This is a genomic window from Radiobacillus deserti, assembly GCF_007301515.1.
Taxonomy (GTDB): Bacteria; Bacillota; Bacilli; order Bacillales; family Amphibacillaceae; genus Radiobacillus; species Radiobacillus deserti.
In genome coordinates, this window is the sequence record NZ_CP041666.1 from 3,142,968 (window position 1) to 3,161,274 (window position 18,307).

The 18,307-nt window shown below is 42.4% G+C and carries 18 protein-coding genes and 1 riboswitch; all 18 genes read right to left on the reverse strand.

What is annotated here, in order from left to right:
• Positions 1 to 197: 197 nt before the first annotated feature.
• The 18 genes from FN924_RS16535 to FN924_RS16620 all read right to left on the reverse strand — a co-directional run bounded on the left by FN924_RS16535 (position 198) and on the right by FN924_RS16620 (position 18,276).
• Positions 198 to 1,121, reverse strand: coding sequence for a S66 peptidase family protein (locus FN924_RS16535; protein ID WP_143896374.1), 924 nt, complete (start codon positions 1,119 to 1,121; stop codon positions 198 to 200).
• Between the two features lie 302 nt (positions 1,122 to 1,423).
• The gene (locus FN924_RS16540) at positions 1,424 to 3,064 is read right to left on the reverse strand and encodes a peptide ABC transporter substrate-binding protein (RefSeq protein WP_143896376.1); all 1,641 of its coding nucleotides are present in this window, start codon (positions 3,062 to 3,064) and stop codon (positions 1,424 to 1,426) included.
• A 49-nt stretch (positions 3,065 to 3,113) separates the two neighbouring features.
• Positions 3,114 to 4,121 carry an ABC transporter ATP-binding protein gene (locus FN924_RS16545; protein ID WP_143896378.1) on the reverse strand — a complete coding sequence of 336 codons (1,008 nt, stop codon included), beginning with the start codon at positions 4,119 to 4,121 and terminating at the stop codon, positions 3,114 to 3,116.
• Positions 4,122 to 4,125: 4 nt separating this feature from the next.
• The gene (locus tag FN924_RS16550; RefSeq protein ID WP_143896380.1) at positions 4,126 to 5,049 is read right to left on the reverse strand and encodes an ABC transporter permease; all 924 of its coding nucleotides are present in this window, start codon (positions 5,047 to 5,049) and stop codon (positions 4,126 to 4,128) included.
• Positions 5,050 to 5,982, reverse strand: a complete 933-nt coding sequence (locus FN924_RS16555; protein WP_143896382.1) for an ABC transporter permease — start codon at positions 5,980 to 5,982, stop codon at positions 5,050 to 5,052.
• Positions 5,983 to 5,992: 10 nt separating this feature from the next.
• Entirely contained in the window at positions 5,993 to 6,817 is an 825-nt protein-coding gene (locus tag FN924_RS16560; protein WP_143896384.1) for a M55 family metallopeptidase, read from the reverse strand.
• A 251-nt stretch (positions 6,818 to 7,068) separates the two neighbouring features.
• Positions 7,069 to 8,451 carry an LLM class flavin-dependent oxidoreductase gene (locus tag FN924_RS16565; RefSeq protein WP_143896386.1) on the reverse strand — a complete coding sequence of 461 codons (1,383 nt, stop codon included), beginning with the start codon at positions 8,449 to 8,451 and terminating at the stop codon, positions 7,069 to 7,071.
• A gap of 10 nt (positions 8,452 to 8,461) precedes the next feature.
• On the reverse strand, positions 8,462 to 9,337 hold the full coding sequence (locus FN924_RS16570) for a MetQ/NlpA family ABC transporter substrate-binding protein (protein ID WP_143896388.1): 876 nt from the start codon (positions 9,335 to 9,337) through the stop codon (positions 8,462 to 8,464).
• A 30-nt stretch (positions 9,338 to 9,367) separates the two neighbouring features.
• Positions 9,368 to 10,030, reverse strand: coding sequence for a methionine ABC transporter permease (locus FN924_RS16575; protein WP_143896390.1), 663 nt, complete (start codon positions 10,028 to 10,030; stop codon positions 9,368 to 9,370).
• Complete coding sequence (locus tag FN924_RS16580; protein ID WP_143896392.1) at positions 10,020 to 11,045, reverse strand: methionine ABC transporter ATP-binding protein; 1,026 nt, start codon at positions 11,043 to 11,045, stop codon at positions 10,020 to 10,022. The genes FN924_RS16575 and FN924_RS16580 overlap by 11 nt, the downstream gene beginning before the upstream one ends.
• A gap of 102 nt (positions 11,046 to 11,147) precedes the next feature.
• Entirely contained in the window at positions 11,148 to 11,315 is a 168-nt protein-coding gene (locus FN924_RS16585) for a YezD family protein (RefSeq protein WP_143896394.1), read from the reverse strand.
• Between the two features lie 168 nt (positions 11,316 to 11,483).
• A riboswitch (SAM riboswitch) is annotated at positions 11,484 to 11,584 on the reverse strand.
• A 262-nt stretch (positions 11,585 to 11,846) separates the two neighbouring features.
• Positions 11,847 to 13,127, reverse strand: coding sequence for a UDP-N-acetylglucosamine 1-carboxyvinyltransferase (gene murA / locus FN924_RS16590; RefSeq protein ID WP_143896397.1), 1,281 nt, complete (start codon positions 13,125 to 13,127; stop codon positions 11,847 to 11,849).
• A 34-nt stretch (positions 13,128 to 13,161) separates the two neighbouring features.
• Positions 13,162 to 13,887 (reverse strand): YwmB family TATA-box binding protein, encoded by a 726-nt coding sequence (locus tag FN924_RS16595; protein ID WP_143896399.1) that lies wholly within the window; start codon positions 13,885 to 13,887, stop codon positions 13,162 to 13,164.
• A gap of 94 nt (positions 13,888 to 13,981) precedes the next feature.
• On the reverse strand, positions 13,982 to 14,212 hold the full coding sequence (locus FN924_RS16600) for a DUF1146 family protein (protein ID WP_194709728.1): 231 nt from the start codon (positions 14,210 to 14,212) through the stop codon (positions 13,982 to 13,984).
• A 265-nt stretch (positions 14,213 to 14,477) separates the two neighbouring features.
• The gene (locus tag FN924_RS16605; protein ID WP_143896403.1) at positions 14,478 to 15,446 is read right to left on the reverse strand and encodes a sugar phosphate isomerase/epimerase family protein; all 969 of its coding nucleotides are present in this window, start codon (positions 15,444 to 15,446) and stop codon (positions 14,478 to 14,480) included.
• A 23-nt stretch (positions 15,447 to 15,469) separates the two neighbouring features.
• The gene (locus FN924_RS16610; RefSeq protein WP_456095389.1) at positions 15,470 to 16,507 is read right to left on the reverse strand and encodes a Gfo/Idh/MocA family protein; all 1,038 of its coding nucleotides are present in this window, start codon (positions 16,505 to 16,507) and stop codon (positions 15,470 to 15,472) included.
• A gap of 4 nt (positions 16,508 to 16,511) precedes the next feature.
• A complete protein-coding gene (locus tag FN924_RS16615) occupies positions 16,512 to 17,534 on the reverse strand; it encodes a Gfo/Idh/MocA family protein (protein WP_143896408.1) in 1,023 nt (340 codons plus the stop codon).
• Between the two features lie 16 nt (positions 17,535 to 17,550).
• Positions 17,551 to 18,276 carry a ThuA domain-containing protein gene (locus FN924_RS16620; protein WP_143896410.1) on the reverse strand — a complete coding sequence of 242 codons (726 nt, stop codon included), beginning with the start codon at positions 18,274 to 18,276 and terminating at the stop codon, positions 17,551 to 17,553.
• Between the last annotated feature and the right edge of the window lie 31 nt (positions 18,277 to 18,307).

Sequence of the window (18,307 nt, forward strand, 5' to 3'; positions counted from 1 at the left end):
AAAGCTGTGATTGTGCTAGATTTTCGCCTAGAGAGTGCTAGTCTTTTTATATACCTGAGGCTGGAAAACCATTTTTCAGATTAGTAAGAATCTGGATAGCAGATTGATCGATTTCTCGTGGAGAGTGTCCAAATTGTAGTGACAGGCACATGGAGAAATCGCTCGTTTCAGTTCCATCTATTCGCCTTCTTCCGTCATTATTTCACCCCTGGAGCGATGCGAAGTGTTTTTAGTGTCGTGGATAAGTGAGCGCTCGTACCCAAGGGAATGGCAAAGTGCGGCGAGCAGTGTCCGATAAGAAATCCTTTCATGACGGGTTTGTTTAAGGCCGCAAGATAATGGTCGAGTACTTGGTGTAATGTGAGCGATGATTTTCGTTTGGAAGGAACAGCATTTTTAAAATCCCCAACGATTATGCCATAAGCCTCATCTAGCTTGCCAGTCATTTTCAGCTGGTTAAGCATGGAATCGATTCGATATGGCTCTTCATCGACATCCTCTATAAATAAAAGTTTCCCACGAGTGTTGAGTTCTGCCTCTGTACCAATCGTACTTATGATAAGGGTTAAGTTTCCGCCTACTATTTCCCCGGTGGCTTCACCAGGACTAATGACTTGAAGAGGAGATATTTCCTCCGAATAAACAAGCTCCGACGGTTGGAAAAGCTGTTGGAACATAAGTTGGGATAATGGAGCAAAGTCCTCGTTCGCCATATCAGAGCTAACCATCGGTCCGTGAAAGGTCGTCAAGCCTGTTAACTGACGAATTGCTGTATGTAAAAACGTGATGTCACTGTAACCCCAGAAGACTTTTGGATTCCGGGCGATAAGGTTGTAATCGATTTGCGCCGCGATCCGTGCTGTTCCATATCCTCCACAAGCACATATGATTCCTTTAACTTGCGGATCTGCAAACATCTCATGTAAGTCTTCTAATCTAGCTTCATCCGTTCCAGCCAAATAGCCATGCCGATCTGCTACATGACGTCCCAGCTTAATGCGGAGCCCGAGCGATTTCAGAAATGGAATTCCTTGTTCGAGTTTTTCTAGTTCCGGTGGGCTAGCTGGAGCGATGATGCCGACTGTGTCACCTTGTCTGAGGTAATTTGGTCGAATATTGATTCCTCCTTTGGTATTGATTCTTTTAGTAGGTGATTCTTTTAATTTGGGGAAATTGAGTCTGGGCGTAAGTGTTGCTTAAATTTGAAAGTATTTTACGGTAATAGGAATGTATTTTTGCCTGAAAAGAAAGCATTATGCTAGAGAATAAAAGTAAATCCTCTTTAATTGAAGTATTCGTTGGATTTTGAACGTATTTATAGCTGTTAATATTTCCAGATTAAGAGTTAATAAACCGAGCCCAACCCGGCCACAAACACCCAAGGCGACCTCCCCCTTTAGATCGCCCCTGAGCTTCCTTTCTTCTATTGTTTATCTGCCCACTTCAATTCCATATATCCAACCGGGTGTCGAACAATTCCAGTTACATTATCGTTTTGTAGGACAACCTGATTGTAAAAATGGATTGGGAAGATCGGCATTTCCTCAAATAACACTTTCTCTGCTTCGTACATGTATTCCCAGCGCTTCGCTTCGTCAGTTTCTGATTTTGCTTTTGCAATTAAGTCATCAAATTCGTCATTCGACCAACCTGTGCGGTTCATTGTGGAGTCGGTAACGAAGCTTTCTAAGGCGTTAATTGGATCTGCATAGTCGTGAAGGAAGGAGCTTCGAGATAATTGGTGCTTTAAGTCCTTTTGATCCTGTAGAAAAACATTCCACTCCGCATTGGCCAATTCTACGTCCACTCCTAAGTTTTGCTTGAACATTTGCTGCATTGTTTCGGCGATTGCTTTGTGGCTATCACTCGTGTTATAGGTTAATGTAACGGTCGGAAGCTCGTCATAGCCTTCCTCCTTCATTCCTTTTGCTAACAGCTCCTTCGCCTTTTCTGCATCAAACTCGATTAAGTTTCCGTTAGCTTCTCGGAAGTCGGTTCCCGATGGATCCTTAAAGCCTGGTGCGACAAATCCAAAGGCTGGCTTTTCTCCATTTTTCGTTACATATTCGACGATCTGCTGTTGATCAATCGCCATGGCAAAGGCCTTTCTAATGTTTACGTTTTGAAAAGGCTCTTTATTAACATTAAATCGATAAAAATACGTTCCGGCTTGATCTTCCATAATCACATCGTCTCCTTTAAGGAGCTCTTCTGCCATTTCAGATGGTACGCCGGATGTATCCAGCTCTCCGCTTTCATACATTTGGTATTCGGTATTAGAATCGTTCACCATCGCCCAATGTACTTTATCGAGCTTAACCGTGTCTGCATCCCAATATTGATCATTTTTCACCATTACCATTTCTGTATCATGCGTCCATGATTCTAATTTGAACGGTCCATTTGCTACGAATGTGTCCGCCTCTGCGAACCATTCTGGGTTTTCTTCGGCAACTTCTTTGTTAATTGGGAAAAAGGCAGGATTTGAAATAATGTTTAAGAAAAATCCGGTTGGAGAGCTTAACGTCACTTTGAACGTCTTTTCATCGACTGCTTCCACACCAACATCCTCTTCTGAACCTTCCCCAGCGTTGTACGCTTCGCCTCCCGCGATAAAATAGCCTAGAAAAGCAGCTGGGGATCCTGTTTCCGGATTGAGCATTCGCTTCCATGCAAACTCAAAATCCTCTGCAGTGACAGGGTCTCCATTTGACCATTTGGCATCCTCCCTTAAATGGAAGGTGTACTCTTTTCCGTCCTCAGATATGTCCCAGCTTTCTGCCACAGCAGGCTCTGGCTGGTGATCCTTGCCTAAGCGTGTTAGCCCCTCTAATAAGTTGTTTAAAGCTTGCCACGAATTCGAGTCAAACCCAATAGGTGGGTCAAACGATGTAGGCTCCACACCATTGTTTAAATAGAGAACTTTTTCATCTGTTGATGCTCCTCCTTGTTCCCCTTCCGGTTGTTCCTTTGGCTTTTCCTCTCCGGCATTTTCATTAGCTGTACAGGCTGCTAATAGAAACACAAACATAACCCCAACCAACATGAATAACCATTTTTTCATTGTATTCCCCCTCATATTTGATCTATCCTAAACTCGTCATTCGACGAAGTCATAGCTTTTGTTTAATAGGTTGAGCGACTAGTCTTCCACGCTCATCCTGAAGCCAGCAATCTACCTGATGAGATGAGCCAAGGTGGGTCGTAGCTGGATATACTTTTTCGCATACTTCCATCGCATACGGACACCTTGCTGTGAACGGGCATCCTACAGGTGGGGAAAATAAATCTGGTGGTGTTCCATCAATGGGCGTTAAATGCTCCTCGATAAGGTCTAGTCTTGGTACCGATTGAAGCAGCCCTTTCGTGTATGGATGCTCCGCTTCATAAAAAATCTCTCGTTTCGTACCTCGCTCGATGATTTTCCCTGCATACATAACTGCAATTCGATTCGCAATTTTAGCAACTACTCCTAAATCGTGGGTGATTAAAATGATGGCTACCCCTGTTTTATGTTGGATTTCATGAAACAGATCTAAGATTTGAGCTTGAATCGTTACATCTAATGCGGTTGTTGGTTCATCCGCAATCAACAGCTCGGGCTCACATATTAATGCCATAGCAATGACGATTCGCTGGCGCATGCCGCCGCTAAATTGGTGGGGGTATTGCTTCATTCGTTCCTTCGGATTGGGAATTCCAACCAAATCCATGATGTTTAATGCTTGTTTCTCTGCTTCTGAATTGGACACCTTTTGATGCTGCTTTACCCCTTCTTTTAGCTGGTTTCCCACTGTTAACGTTGGATTTAACGCCGTCATCGGATCTTGAAATATCATTGAAATATCGACACCACGAATCGTACGCATTTCCTTTTCTTTCATTTTTAAGAGATCTCGACCTTTAAACCGGATCGATCCATTGCTAATTTTTCCTGGTGGACTTGGAATGAGTCGCATTATGCTGTTAGACGTGACACTTTTCCCACAACCAGATTCACCGACGATTGCTAAGGTTTCTCCTTTTTTCAGCTCAAAGGAGACGCCACGAACGGCCTTTACTTCGCCACCATAGGTAGAAAAAGAGACGTGTAAATCTTGGACTTCTAATAGATTTTCCATCGTTTCACTCCCTTAGCTTCGGATCCAGTGCATCTTGAAGACCGTCCCCTAATACGTTAAAGGCAAACATGGTTGCAGATATGAAAAACGCAGGGAAAAAGAGACGCCACCAGTGTCCAGATAAAATCGTCGGTAAGGCATCGTTCGCCATTACTCCCCAGCTCGCATATGGCGCTTGAATCCCTAATCCAAGAAAGCTTAAAAAGGCTTCTGCAAATATGGCGGATGGAACGGTTAATGTCATTTGAACGATAATTGGACCCATCGTATTTGGTAATAAATTTTTACGAATGATTCGGTTTGTTTTCGCTCCAAACGATTGCGAAGCTAGCACAAACTCATAGTTTTTCAGTTGGAGAACCTGACCACGAACAATTCGGGCCATCCCGACCCAGCCGGTTACGGACAGAGCAACGATAATCGTTGTTAAACTAGGACCCATTACAACGAGAAGAAGGATGACGACAAGTAAGTACGGCAGCCCGTATAAGACTTCTACAATACGCATCATTATATGGTCGGTTTTGCCGCCTTTATAGCCGGAGATTCCTCCATATATAACCCCAACAGTGAAATCGATAATTGCTGCCATTAAGCCGACAAACAAGGAGATCCGAGCACCGTACCAGGTTCTTGTAAAGACATCTCGCCCTAATTCGTCTGTACCAAACCAATGACTCCAGGAAGGAGGCTGGTTTTGATTCGGCAGAGAAATCTCCGTCACAGAATGAGGAGAAAAGATGGGTCCGAATATAGCTAATGCGGATAGTAAAATTAGAAATACCATTCCGGACATGGCGAGTTTATTTTTTCGTAATCGCTGCCAAGCATCCTTCCAATAAGACAAGGAGGGGCGCGCGACTTTTTCTGCTTCTAATCGATTAGTATCAATTGTTCGAAACCATTGATTTGGAATCTGCTTGTGCATTTATTTGCCCTCCTTTTTATGTAATTTAATTCGAGGATCAAGTAGTCCGTAAGCTAGATCAACAAGGAAAAGCATGACGATTAAAAAGGCACTGTAAAAGACTGTCGTCCCCATGATGACTGGGTAATCTCTCGTGTTAATACTCTCGACGAAGTACTTGCCCATGCCAGGAATTGCGAAGATTTTTTCCAAGACAAAGGTCCCTGTTAAAATGCCTGCCAGAAGCGTTCCTAAAATCGTTACGACTGGCATAAGGGCATTTTTCAACGCATGTTTGAATATAATCTTGGCTGGAGAGAGTCCTTTAGCACGAGCCATTTTTATATAATCCTGTGTCAAAACTTCTAGCATGCTGGAACGGGTTAACCGAGCAATAATCGCCATCGGACCGGTCGCAAGGGCTATGATTGGTAAAATCATATGCTTCGGACTCGACCAGGTTGCAACTGGTAAAATGTTTAACCTTACTGCGAAGGTCTCGATTAATTGTGTCGCTAAAATAAAGTTGGGGATGGATATCCCTAATACGGCAATAGTCATCGCCATATAATCGATTATTCCGTTGTGCTTAAGTGCTGCGAGTACGCCTAATAGAATCCCAGATATAACCGCTACGAGAATTGTCCAAAGTCCTAATTCTAAGGAAATGGGAAAGCCTCTACCGAGTAAGTCGTTCACTGTTGCGGTCGGTTGTTTAATAGATGGACCGAAGTCAAAGGTCACAATTGATTTTAAGTAGATAGCGTATTGTGTAAGGAGAGGTTCATCCAGGTGGTAGTGGGATTTCAAATTGGCTTGTACGGTTTCATTAGTTCCACGCTCTTGGTTAAATGGAGATCCAGGTACCGCATGCATGAGGAAAAAGGTTAGCGTCACGATAATCCATAACGTGAGGATCATCGTAACAAATCGTTTTACGATATAAGTGAGCATGAAATCCCTCCTACTTGAAGGTCGTCTGCATGGCAAGCTCCGTCATGACGAGCATTGCTTGATAGGCCTCGAGTATATCTTTAGCTTGGAAAGAAACGATGGTTGTGCCTGGTTCTATACTAGTGCCGGGCATAAGGTTAGCCCATTCTGCTTCTCCGTAGTTCGTGAATTCGATTCGAAGTGTAGGCTTCTTAGGTGGTGTAAGAGGTTTTATGTCGTCCCGATTGGATAATGCTGTGGTTACTTGTTCTTGGATGAGATGATTTGCTTTGGTAGGAGTAAGGCTTTGAACAGCGGATCTTGATATCGATTTTTTAACTGGTGCTGTCACGACGTTCGGAATTAACGCTTCCGCTTCTAAGCATGCTTGGTCATCGCCTGCAACCATCAATATTGGGACACCAAAGTGTCCTGCTACAAACGCGTTTAGACCTAATTCTCCCACCGCAACATCGTTGATGAAAAAATTACGGACCCCGAATGTCATGGAATGCGACATGACGCCAAATTGTGCCGCTCGTGCATGGTAGCCAACAAACATCGCTCCTGTAAAACGATCATCAAGACCTTGCACCATAGAGAAAGGTTTTACATCTCCTGTAATGAGGCTTGCTTCTGGGTGCAAATCGTCAGTCAGTAGATTGTTCATTTTGGAGTGACTGTCATTGATTAAAATTTCCTCACAGCCGAATCGGTGTGCTGCTTCTATTACCGCATTTGTTTCTTCTGTCATTCTCATTCTTCCAATTGGATAGTTGAGTTTTCCTGAATCCACATACGTGTGATCCGGAATTCCCGAAATGCCTTCCATATCTACAGATACATATAGTTTCATGGACAAAGCCCCTTCTTCTGTAAATTCTTATTTACAATCTATTCACAAGTTGTCTGAAATATTACAGGTGCCTGTCACTTCCCGGATTGTGTCGAAGACCAATCGGGAAGTGACAGGCACGACCCGAAGTTTGTCGAACGCACGTGAAACCCTCTAGCTTAAGTGCTAGAGGGTGCATATTACCACTTATTATCATTTCCGTGATGCTCGGGTCCCTTTAATGGATTCCGTATCTTCACTCACCTTACACTTCATGAAATCGGCGCCTGTTTCCTGTAAGCCGAACCTGGATGGTCCAAAGCTAACCTACCATCCTCTTCTTGAAAAATCTTTTCACGAAAGGTCCCTTTTGTGTATTCCGTTTTGTAAATACCCCTGCGCTGAAGCTCCGGCACAACTAATTCCACAAAATCCTCCAGTGAGCCTGGCGTAACAAGGTGTGCTAGGTTAAACCCATCTACCCCAGACTCTTTAAACTGAATCTCTATCGCATCGGCTACTTCCACAGGATTCCCTACGAGAATCGTATGACGATCTAAGCTTTCAAATCTCTCTAGGACATCCTTTACCTTCAACTGATTCCCAAGATGCTTAGTAAGATAGGCAGCACGTGATTGCCCGTGCTCCGTATGCTTGTAGGTAAAAACTTCCTCTTTGTTTTCATATTCGGAAAGATCGTAACCACTTGATCCACCATATTGAGCTTTTGCCGCCTCTGGACTCCAATATCTCTGTATCTCCGCAAATTTCGTTTCTGCCTCCTCAGTGGTTGGGGCAACGACTACATTCAAAAAGGTGAACGCTTTTATATGGTCCGGATTTCGCCCATACGTTTCCCCTCTCTTTTTGATGTCTTCAATAAGCTCTTTTATTTTGGCAGGAGTTGGTCCTCCAACAAAGACACATTCTGCATGCTTTGCGGCAAACTCTCGCCCTTTTTCCGACGTCCCAGCTTGATAAAGCACCGGAGTCCGCTGTGGAGATGGTTCACATAAATGTGGTCCCTGAACGGAAAAATACGTTCCTTGATGATCGATAGGATGAACCTTCGATGGTTCAACTAACACTCCTGCTTCCCTATCCTCTAAGACCGCATCATCACCCCAGCTTGCCTCCCAAAGCTTGTAGGTTACTTCTAAAAATTCATCCGCGATATCATAACGCTCATCATGCTTAATCATGTCATGTAGCCCATAATTTTTCGCAGCATTTGGCAAATAAGAGGTGACGATATTCCAAGCAACTCTTCCATTCGTCAGATGATCCAATGTTGAAAGTCTTCTTGCATGACCAAAAGGATGCTCATACGTCGTGCTTACCGTTACAGCAAAGCCAAGATGTTCGGTAACACTTGCCATGGCAGAAACGACTAAAGCAGGATCATTTAATGGCACTTGAACACCGTCTCGTATGGAAGGATCCATACTATTTTGATAGACATCATACACGCCTGCAACGTCTGCAAAAAAGACAGCATCAAACTTTCCTTTTTCTAAAAGCTTGGCATACTCTACCCAGTAATGTAAATCCTTGTACTGTCGTTGTCTCTTACTTTCCGGATGCTTCCATAATCCATGTGAATTATGCATCGCACTCGTCATATCAAAGGCTTGTAGAATGATTTGCTTCGGCATAGTGAACCTCCTATTCATTCGACTTTTTCACATCTTCAACAAGTTGATCTAACGTTTGTTGAAGTTGTTTTGCTGGAATATCTGCCACAATACTTCCCCCATTTGTATCTGCTTTTACCGCTTCCTTAACATCAGACTCTTGATATAGCTCTGCAATCTTTTGGTACGTTTCATTGTCTTTATCCTCTGCTTTTACTGCGAAGACGTTTATATAAGGTCGTGCCTCTTCACTTTCTGGATCATCATATAACAAAGAATCCTTAAAGTTTAATCCTGCTTGACCCGCAATCCCGTTGTTAATGAGGGAAAGGTCCACATCTGGTAAAACACGAGCAGTTTGTTGCGAGACCATCGTCGTAATCTCTAAGTTTTTCGGATTTTCTTCTATATCCTCTGGCGTAGGATAAATGCCTACTCCTTCTTTTAAATTAATTAACCCAGCCTTTTGTAATAACAGTAATCCTCTTCCTAAGTTCGCCGGGTCGTCTGATATTGCCACCTTCGCTCCATCCGGCACTTCCGAAATATCCTCATATTTTTCCGAGTAAATACCTGTAGGATTAATGGTTGTCGAGGCAATCGGAACTAAATCGTAGCCATTTTCTGCGATTGCTGGCCCTAGGAATGCTAAATGCTGAAACGAATTCATATCAATTTCCCCATTTGCTAGCGCATTATTTGGCTGAATATAGTCTGAGAACTCTACTAACTCGAGTGTCACCCCTAGCTTTTCTTTTGCTTTTTCTTTGATCAGTGTCCAATACGGAGTATCCGCACCAGTCACACCAATTTTGACAACCTCATCCGTTTCTTTTCCTTGAGTAGAATTACATGCTGCTAGCACGAGCAATCCTATCGATAATACTGCTACCATTAGTCTTTTCATGTTTGTTTCCTCCTTCGTAATGAAAAAGCTCTATCTTCGTAAGAAAAATCTTGATAAAAAGTTTCCAAACGTTTGGGCAATTTGTACAAGAATAATTAAGATAATAACCGTGACGATCATAACGGAAGTATCAAACCGCTGATAGCCATAGGTCATAGCTAGATCACCTAACCCCCCTCCTCCAACCGTACCGGCCATCGCGGAAAAATCTACGAGCCCAACCGTTACAAAGGTTAGTCCTAGAATCAGCGGGCCAAGTGCTTCAGGTATTAAGACGGTAAAAATGATTTGCAACGGGTTTGCCCCCATCGCTTGGGCTGCTTCAATAATGCCCGGATCAATCGACACGAGATTGTTTTCTACTACCCTAGCAACTGCAAAACATGCCGCAATCGTCATTGGAAATACTGCCGCAGCCGTTCCAATGGTCGTTCCGATAACTGCTCTCGTCAATGGACTAATAGCAACTAACAAGATAATAAACGGAATCGGTCGGACAACGTTGACAAGAAAATTGAGCACGAAAAACACAAATCGGTTTTCTAAAATATTGCCTTTGCGTGTGACGAAAAACAATAATCCCACCAAGACTCCGATAATGCTGGAAAAAATAAGTGTTAACAGCACCATCGTGATCGTTTCGCCGGTTGCTTCGACAATCCGTGGCCAAAATGTGGACCATTCAACTTTCATGATTGATAACCTCCCTCACTTCCACCGTATCCTTCAATTCATCGATTACATGCTGCACCTGCTCCTTTGTGCCAATAAACTCGACAATTAAACTCCCAAACAATTGGTCTTGTAGCTCGTTGATACTGCCATACAAAATACTAAACTCTAATTCGTGTTTGCTCGTTACACGGGATAAAATCGGCTCACTTGCTTTCACACCAGTAAAGATTAACCGATAAATCTTCCCGGTATGAGATTGCTTTAACTTCTCCAAAAGCTTGTAGGACATTCTGTCATTCAAAACAGAGCTGACAAAATTTCGTGAAGTTGGAGACTGTGGATTTGTAAAAATGTCATACACATTCCCGTATTCGATGACAGATCCATTCTCCATCACAGCCATCCGATCGCAAATCGAACGGATGACGTTCATTTCGTGTGTAATGAGAAGGATTGTAATGCCATACTCCTGATTGATCTTTTTTAGCAGCTGTAGAATCTCTCCAGTTGTTTCTGGGTCTAATGCCGACGTTGCTTCATCACAGATTAAAATATCTGGAGATGTAGCTAACGCTCGAGCTATACCAACCCGTTGCTTTTGACCACCGGACAATTGCTCTGGATAATGGCCTGACTTGTCCGCAAGTCCCACGAAGCTTAACAGCTCCTTCACCCGTTCATCTATTTCCTTCTTAGACTTTTTTGCTAGCTTCAGAGGATAGGCAATATTGCCATACACGGTTCGAGAGTTAAATAGGTTAAAAGATTGAAATATCATCCCTATCCTTCTCCGTAGCTTTCGTAGCTCCGATGACGTGAGACTACTTAAATCGGAATGATGAACGGTGACGCTACCAGAGGTCGGTCTTTCTAGAAGATTTACAAGTCTGATTAACGTACTTTTTCCAGCACCGCTAAAGCCCACTACTCCGAAGATCTCTCCTTTCTCTATCGTGAGGCTCACATCTTTTACCGCATGAACCTCTTTTTTATCGGTCTTAAACACCTTGTTTACTCGTTCAAATGTAATCATGTACACTCCTCCTTCGAACTTGCATTCCTTTGTGCCCATATAAAAAAGACACCTTACACGAGTACTCCTCATGGAAGATGCCTTTAGTTGTCTAATCGGCAGCTATTTCTTTTCATATGCTTTGCTTTTTTGAAGTGAAAACCGCTTCTTCTCTGTTGTGTCAATTTGCGTGATTTCCCCATCATGGACGGTAATGACTATCGAACCATACTGTAAATCTCGAAGTGTTTCCAGAATATGATTGATTTTCGTTTCATCCTTTTTCGCCATGCTGCAATCCCCCTGTTTTCAATTTGGGCCCTTTCTTTCGCCCATTTTTTGAGATATGCCTTTGGATGTCCAATCAGCATCAAAACCTTCCTGCATAAACTGTGTCGTAGAAATAATAAAGCCCTCTTCTAGATAAGAAGAGGGCAAAAATACAGATTTCGCTTACTCTTCTTATCTTTCAAGCATTCGCTTGCTGGAATTGGCACAGTACCAAAAAGTCTGTTGCCGAGGCTTCACAGGGCCAGTCCCTCCACCTCTCTGGATAAGAAAAATCGTGCATGCATCATTTAATTGTAGTTCTTAATTTACACAGAATTTCCAAACCTGTCAATTCATTTTTAACATTTTTGCATTTTTGTTTCATTCGTCCTACTCTCACTTTTGGAAGTGTTCGATTGTTTTGCTCCCTAATGATTCAACGCAAAAGTAACCTACACAGTGAAACTAGTATATTTCACATGGTTCACTAGGAGTCAAAACAAGAAGAAGCCGGAGCTTTGCTCCGACTTCTGAAATAAGACTATTAGACTATTAACCTACTGAAATTTTTTCTTTATCACTTACACGCTCGATGTCTGCTCCTAATGATGCTAGTTTTTCTGCAAGGTTTACGTAGCCACGATCAATGTGAATAAGTTCTGTAACACGTGTATAACCTTCTGCCGTTAATCCAGCAAGAATTAAAGCAGCACCTGCACGCAAGTCTGTCGCTGCAACTTCTGCTCCTTGTAAGGTAGTTGGACCTTCTACAATGACACTTCTACCTTCGATTTTAAGCTTAGCGTTCATACGACGAAATTCTTCGACGTGCATGAAACGATTTTCAAATACTGTTTCTGTAATCACGCTAGTGCCATGAGCATTCAGCATTAATGCCATCATTTGTGATTGCATATCTGTCGGGAATCCTGGATGTGGTAATGTTTTGATGTCTGTCGCTTTTAATCGTTTTGGGCCGATAACCCGTAAGCCATCTTCCTCTTCTTTAATCTTAACTCCCATCTCTTCCATTTTGGAAACAAGGGAGCGAAGATGCTCAAGCTCAGCACCTTTTACTAATATATTACCTCCTGTGATTGCAGCAGCAACCATAAAGGTACCTGCTTCGATACGATCCGGGATAATGGTATGCTCGACACCATGAAGGCGCTCTACCCCTTCAATTCGTATCGTTTCCGTTCCAGCTCCAACAACTTTTGCGCCCATTTTGTTCAAGAAGTTAGCTAGGTCAACGATTTCTGGTTCTTTTGCACTGTTTTCAATAATCGTTTTTCCATCTGCTAATGCAGCGGCCATCATAATATTTTCTGTTGCACCGACACTTGGTACGTCTAGATAAATCTTAGCTCCTTGTAGACGACCATCTGCTTGCACCTCTACAAACCCGTTACCAACATGCACGTTTGCACCCATCGCTTCAAAGCCTTTTAGATGGAGATCAATTGGTCGAGAGCCAATTGCGCATCCTCCCGGCATTGCTACTTTTGCATGACCATAACGAGCAAGAAGTGGTCCTAACACTAAGACAGATGCTCTCATTTTTCGCACATACTCAAAAGGAGCCTCGGTTTTCAGTGGTTTAGAAGCATCAACTGTCACTGTATTATCTTTAAAACTTACATCAGCATTCATATGGCTTAAAACTTCTTTTATCGTAAAAACATCAGCAAGAGCTGGAACTTCATGAAGTACACTTTTTCCTTCACTTGCGATCATACTTGCTGCGATGACAGGCAGTACGGCATTCTTAGCGCCTTCTACTTTGACAGTGCCTGAAAGCTGCCTCCCACCACGGACGATGATTTTATCCAAGGTTCATTCTCCTCTGCGTCCAATTTCACTATTATTAGTATTCAGTAGTAATGATAGGTGTTCCTATTGTAATGGTTGTTTTACCGCCCAATCCTGTTCTTGCGGCAGCTTGCACGTTCATTTGCCCGTCCGCAATGGGAATCGAAGAACTCCAATGGGGCGTATAACCCGATAGGACTTCAAAATCATTTTCTTTCATATTTTTAAGTGGTTGAACTTTCAATTTTTCTTTTAATGTTTCAAAAAAATCAACACTATTAATCTTATCACTTGACATTGTAGTGAGACAAGTATATTTTGACATTTTTTCGGAAAATACTACATTTATTTTGTCGTCGATTGTTTTGGAGTAATATGCTTCGGTTGATTTTGTCCAATTTGTTCCAGAAACAACATATGTCATTTGTACGTCTTGCTCTTGAGCATTTGGAACAAGCATTATAAATCTTTCGTTTCCTTGCTGACTTTTGTGTGGGTTATCCCAAATAAATTTTAAGGCTTTTTCTCCGTCTTCCATCCAAAACTCATAAGATGCCAATTCCGTGTGCAACGTTTGCAGCATTTGTGGATAGTCCATACGGGAAAGAGACTCTTTCATTTGAATCTCCCATTCTTCAACCTCTAGTCCTTGCGCTTCCACAACACTCACCATATCCTTCAACTCCGTTAAATGAGATGAAGATACACTCCGTAAAGAATTAAAGGAACTTACAATACCTACTAAAATAACGGTTACAACGAGAATGAACCTGGACTTCATTATGTAATCTCTCCTATCTTCATGAATACTAGTTTCAGTATCACCAAGATAGTAGATTGCTATACTTCCAAATCTATCATTCTGTTATAACTCATTAAAATAAGTACAACAGTTGCTCTGACCATTGTAATAGATTTAAAAAGAATGTACTCACGGTCGTGCCAACTGCTATCGTTAAAAAGATAATGACGACCGTAGCTTCGGCTGTTCTCCCTTTTCGGAACATTGGTTCGAAATTAACCGACTGGAACACCCTCCACGTGAAAATAATGAAAATTATGTGCGAGATGATACTTATTGCCGCCTGTTGCCCGATTGTTTCCATCATCGTTTTCCCTCTTCCTCTCTAAATAGCTCTTGTAAAAAGAGTGACACGTGCTTGAGGAATTGTCAATGAATCCAAGATTACATCTTTGGCATATTTCGATATTTCCCGGGTAATATCGACAGTTTTATCTTTTTTAGACAGTCATTTACTACTTCTCGTTCCTTTGAATTCAAAACATCCTAAGAAACAACCATTATATACTTTTTACCAGTTAACAAAAACAACTCCTTCAAAGGTTTTATCCCTTTGAAGGAGTTCTATTTTATACCCACCACATATCAGCAGGGCTTTCTTTTATTACTACAGATTTTAAGTTTTGAACGGCTCGTTGGAAGCCTTCTTCGATGGACATAATTGGGTCTTCGTGTTCTATGCTTACAACATAATCGTAGCCATAGGTCCGTAAGGCGCTCATCATGTTCGACCAATCTTCTAAGCCATGTCCACAGCCAACAGAGCGGAAGTTCCACGCTCGTGTTTGTACATTTCCATATGGCTGCATATCTGTTAATCCATACATGTTGACGTTATCTTGATCAATGTAGGTGTCCTTCGCATGGAAGTGATGAATCGCATTTGCTTTTCCTAATATTTTGATAGCTGCTACCGGGTCAATGCCTTGCCACCATAAGTGGCTTGGATCAAGGTTTGCTCCAATGGCTTCAGTCGTTTCTTCCCGCAGCTTTAGCATCGTATATGGTGTATGAACGAGGAAGCCTGCATGAAGCTCTAATCCGATTTTCACATTATGTTTTTCCGCAATTCGGCCAACATCCTTCCAGTACGGAATCAGTTTTTCTTCCCATTGCCATGTTAGCACATCGGCATATTCATTTGGCCAAGGAGCCACGGGCCAGTTCGGATATTTCGCTCCCTCATGATCTCCAGCTGTACCTGAAAAGCAATTTACAACTGGAACATTCAAAAGGTTTGCTAATTGTATCGTTTTAATTAATATCTCATGGCTTTCCTTCGCAAATCGTGTATCTGGGGATAGCGGATTTCCATGGCAACTAAATGCACTAATGGTTAGGCCTCTATCCGTTACTGCTTTTATATATTCGTTTCTTTTGGCTTCCGAATCGAGCAGCTCATCTAATGGACAATGGGCATTTCCAGGGTAGTTACCAGTTCCAATTTCTACCGCTTCTAATCCGGATGCTTTCACATGGTCTAGCATGTCTTCAAATGATTGATCTGCAAATAATACGGTAAATACTCCTAGTCTCATACCGTTCTCCTCTCCTTTGTTCCTTAGAATCGAACACTTTTTCCAGTCAGGCTACTTTCATAAATCGCATCAATAATTCTAGAGGTTTGCAAAGCCTGCTCTGGCTTCACAATCGCTTCTCCAACCCCTAAACAGCTATCTACAAAGTTAGCAGCTTGTAGGATACTCGGATCATCCGGTCCTGGTAACCAATGAGGTACTTGGTCCACTAATAAGCCGTGCTTCGATTGATAAACAGCAAACGGAAATACATCCAGTCCCGCTTTATCTCCCGAAATTCTCACTGATTCTTTATCATCCGCCACGTTTGCAGCCCACGATGTTTCTAAAAATAAGGATGCTCCATTTCGAAAACGGATGAAGGCCGTCGCATGATCATCCACTTCAAACGTGCTTGCATCAATATCTCCCCACATATTAACAAGGTCTCCTGATGTACTAAGATCTTGATAGGTTGCACCAGATATTTCTACTGGTTCAGGGTTTCCTAATAACCAAAGTGCCAAATCTAAATGGTGGCATCCAAAATCAATTAAACTACCTCCACCCTGAAGCTCCTTATTCGTAAACACACCCCATCCCGGTACTTTTCGTCGACGAAGTGCTTCGACTCGAACGACCAGTGGTTTTCCGATCTCTCCCGCACCCATGATTTTTTTCGCCGCTTGGGATTCTTTCATAAATCGGTAGTGAAATCCGATAAAAAGTGTTTTTCCAGTTCGCTTTGCTGTTTCTACCATTTTTTCGGCTTCTTGAGCAGATAAAGCCATCGGTTTTTCACATAGCACATGCTTACCAGCTTCTAAAGCAGCAATGGCAATATTGGCATGAAACTTGTTCGGTGTACAAATGGTTACCGCATCGACTTGGTCGAACATATCCTCATAGTTTTGCACAACAACCGGTACATCGTACTCAGTTGCTACCTTTTGCGCAAGCTCTGAATTGATATCGGAAACTGCTTGGATTTTCACTCGATCTTTCATGTTAGCAAAGGTAGGTAAGTGTCTAGCTTGTGCAATCCCACCTACCCCGATCACTCCTATTCGAAGCATACGTATCCTCCTATAACTGCACGTTTTTCTTTGTCTCGTTTGCCTCTAAGGCCGCGATAATAACTTGTAGAGATTTCCAACCTTCTTCTCCTGTAATGAGAGGTTGCTCATCGTTTTGGACACTTGAAACAAAGTGGTCAATAACGCCAGAATTCGATTGGTTTTCATTTGTTTGTATTTGTCCAAGTTGATAATTAACGGTAGACCCGTCTTTATACTGAATAATCATCGAGTAAACGGGATCCTCTTCTAATCTCATAATCCCATGTTCCCCATAAATAACCGTAGAGTTATCCTCACTAGAAACGTAAGCCCAGCTTGCCGCTAACGTACCGATAATGCCGGACTCTGTTCGAAGTAACGCAACCGCATTGTCATCGACCGTGCTATTTTGTTTCGCATTTCCCTCCACAAAGGAAGCCACTTCCTTCACTTCTTCTCCTAATATATAGCGAAGTAAATCTGCTTTATGGACACCTAAATCTCCTAACGCACCGATAAACGCTTCTTCTTTTTTAAAGAACCAGCTTTTTTTGCCATCGGCACTCCAGCCTTCTGGTCCTCCATGACCAAATGCTGTACGGAAGCTATAAATACGACCTAACTCACCATTCGCAATCAATTCTTTTGCTTTTTGATGGGAAGGGACAAAGCGTTGATTATGGCCAATCATAAGCTTCTTCCCAGATTTCTCTGAAGCTGCAATCATGTCTTTTGCTTCTGCTTCTGACGTGGCCATTGGCTTCTCACATAGGACGTGCTTCCCTGCATTCAGCGCCGCAATGGAAACAGGGGCATGCAAATAATTAGGGGTACAGACGCTGATCATATCCACGTCGTTATTTTGAATCAGTTCCTGATAATCGGTATAATAATTTGCTGCACCAAATAGTTCGGCCGTCGTTTTTGCGCGTTCCTCGACAATATCACATACTGCTACAATTTCTACAGCAGGGTTGTTTTGATACTCTGGTAAATGGCGATGATTGGCAATGCTTCCACATCCCACTACTCCTACTTTCAGTTTTCCCATATCCATCAGCTCCTTATTACTCAGGTTTGTTTGATATTGTTTCAAGTGGTTGAGCATTTCCGTAAATAGGATAGTCCCGCTTCACCGGTTGAACGAACTTCACACCGTTCGCAATAACCTTTTGAATGTCTGGATGATGATAGGTTGGATACGATTCATGTCCAGGACGGAAGTAAAATATTTTTCCATTTCCTCGTTGATACGTACAGCCTGAACGGAACACCTCTCCCCCCTCAAACCAACTAACGAATACGAGTTGGTCTGGCGTTGGGATGTCAAAATGCTCTCCATACATTTCTTCTTTTTCCAACTCTATGAATTGATCCACACCTTCTGCGATTGGATGGGAAGGATCTACGACCCATAGTCGTTCTTTCTCGTCCGCTTCTCTCCATTTTAGATCACAGGAGGTTCCCATTAGCTTTTTAAATATTTTGGAGAAGTGACCGGAATGAAGAACCACTAATCCCATTCCTTTCAAGACACGCTCGTGTACTTTTTCTACAATTTGATCTGATACTTCGTCATGTGCGAGGTGTCCCCACCAAACTAAAACATCGGTTTTTTCTAATACTTCATCTGTAAGTCCATGCTCTGGTTCATCTAGTGTTGCTGTGGACGCTTCAAAGCCCTTTTCCTCTAGAAATGAAGCTATAGCACCATGAATTCCATTTGGATAAATCTTAGCTACCTCTGGATTTTTCTTTTCGTGTCTGTTTTCATTCCATACAGTTACGCGCATGTGAATCCCCTCTTTCTTAAGTTTATAGTTT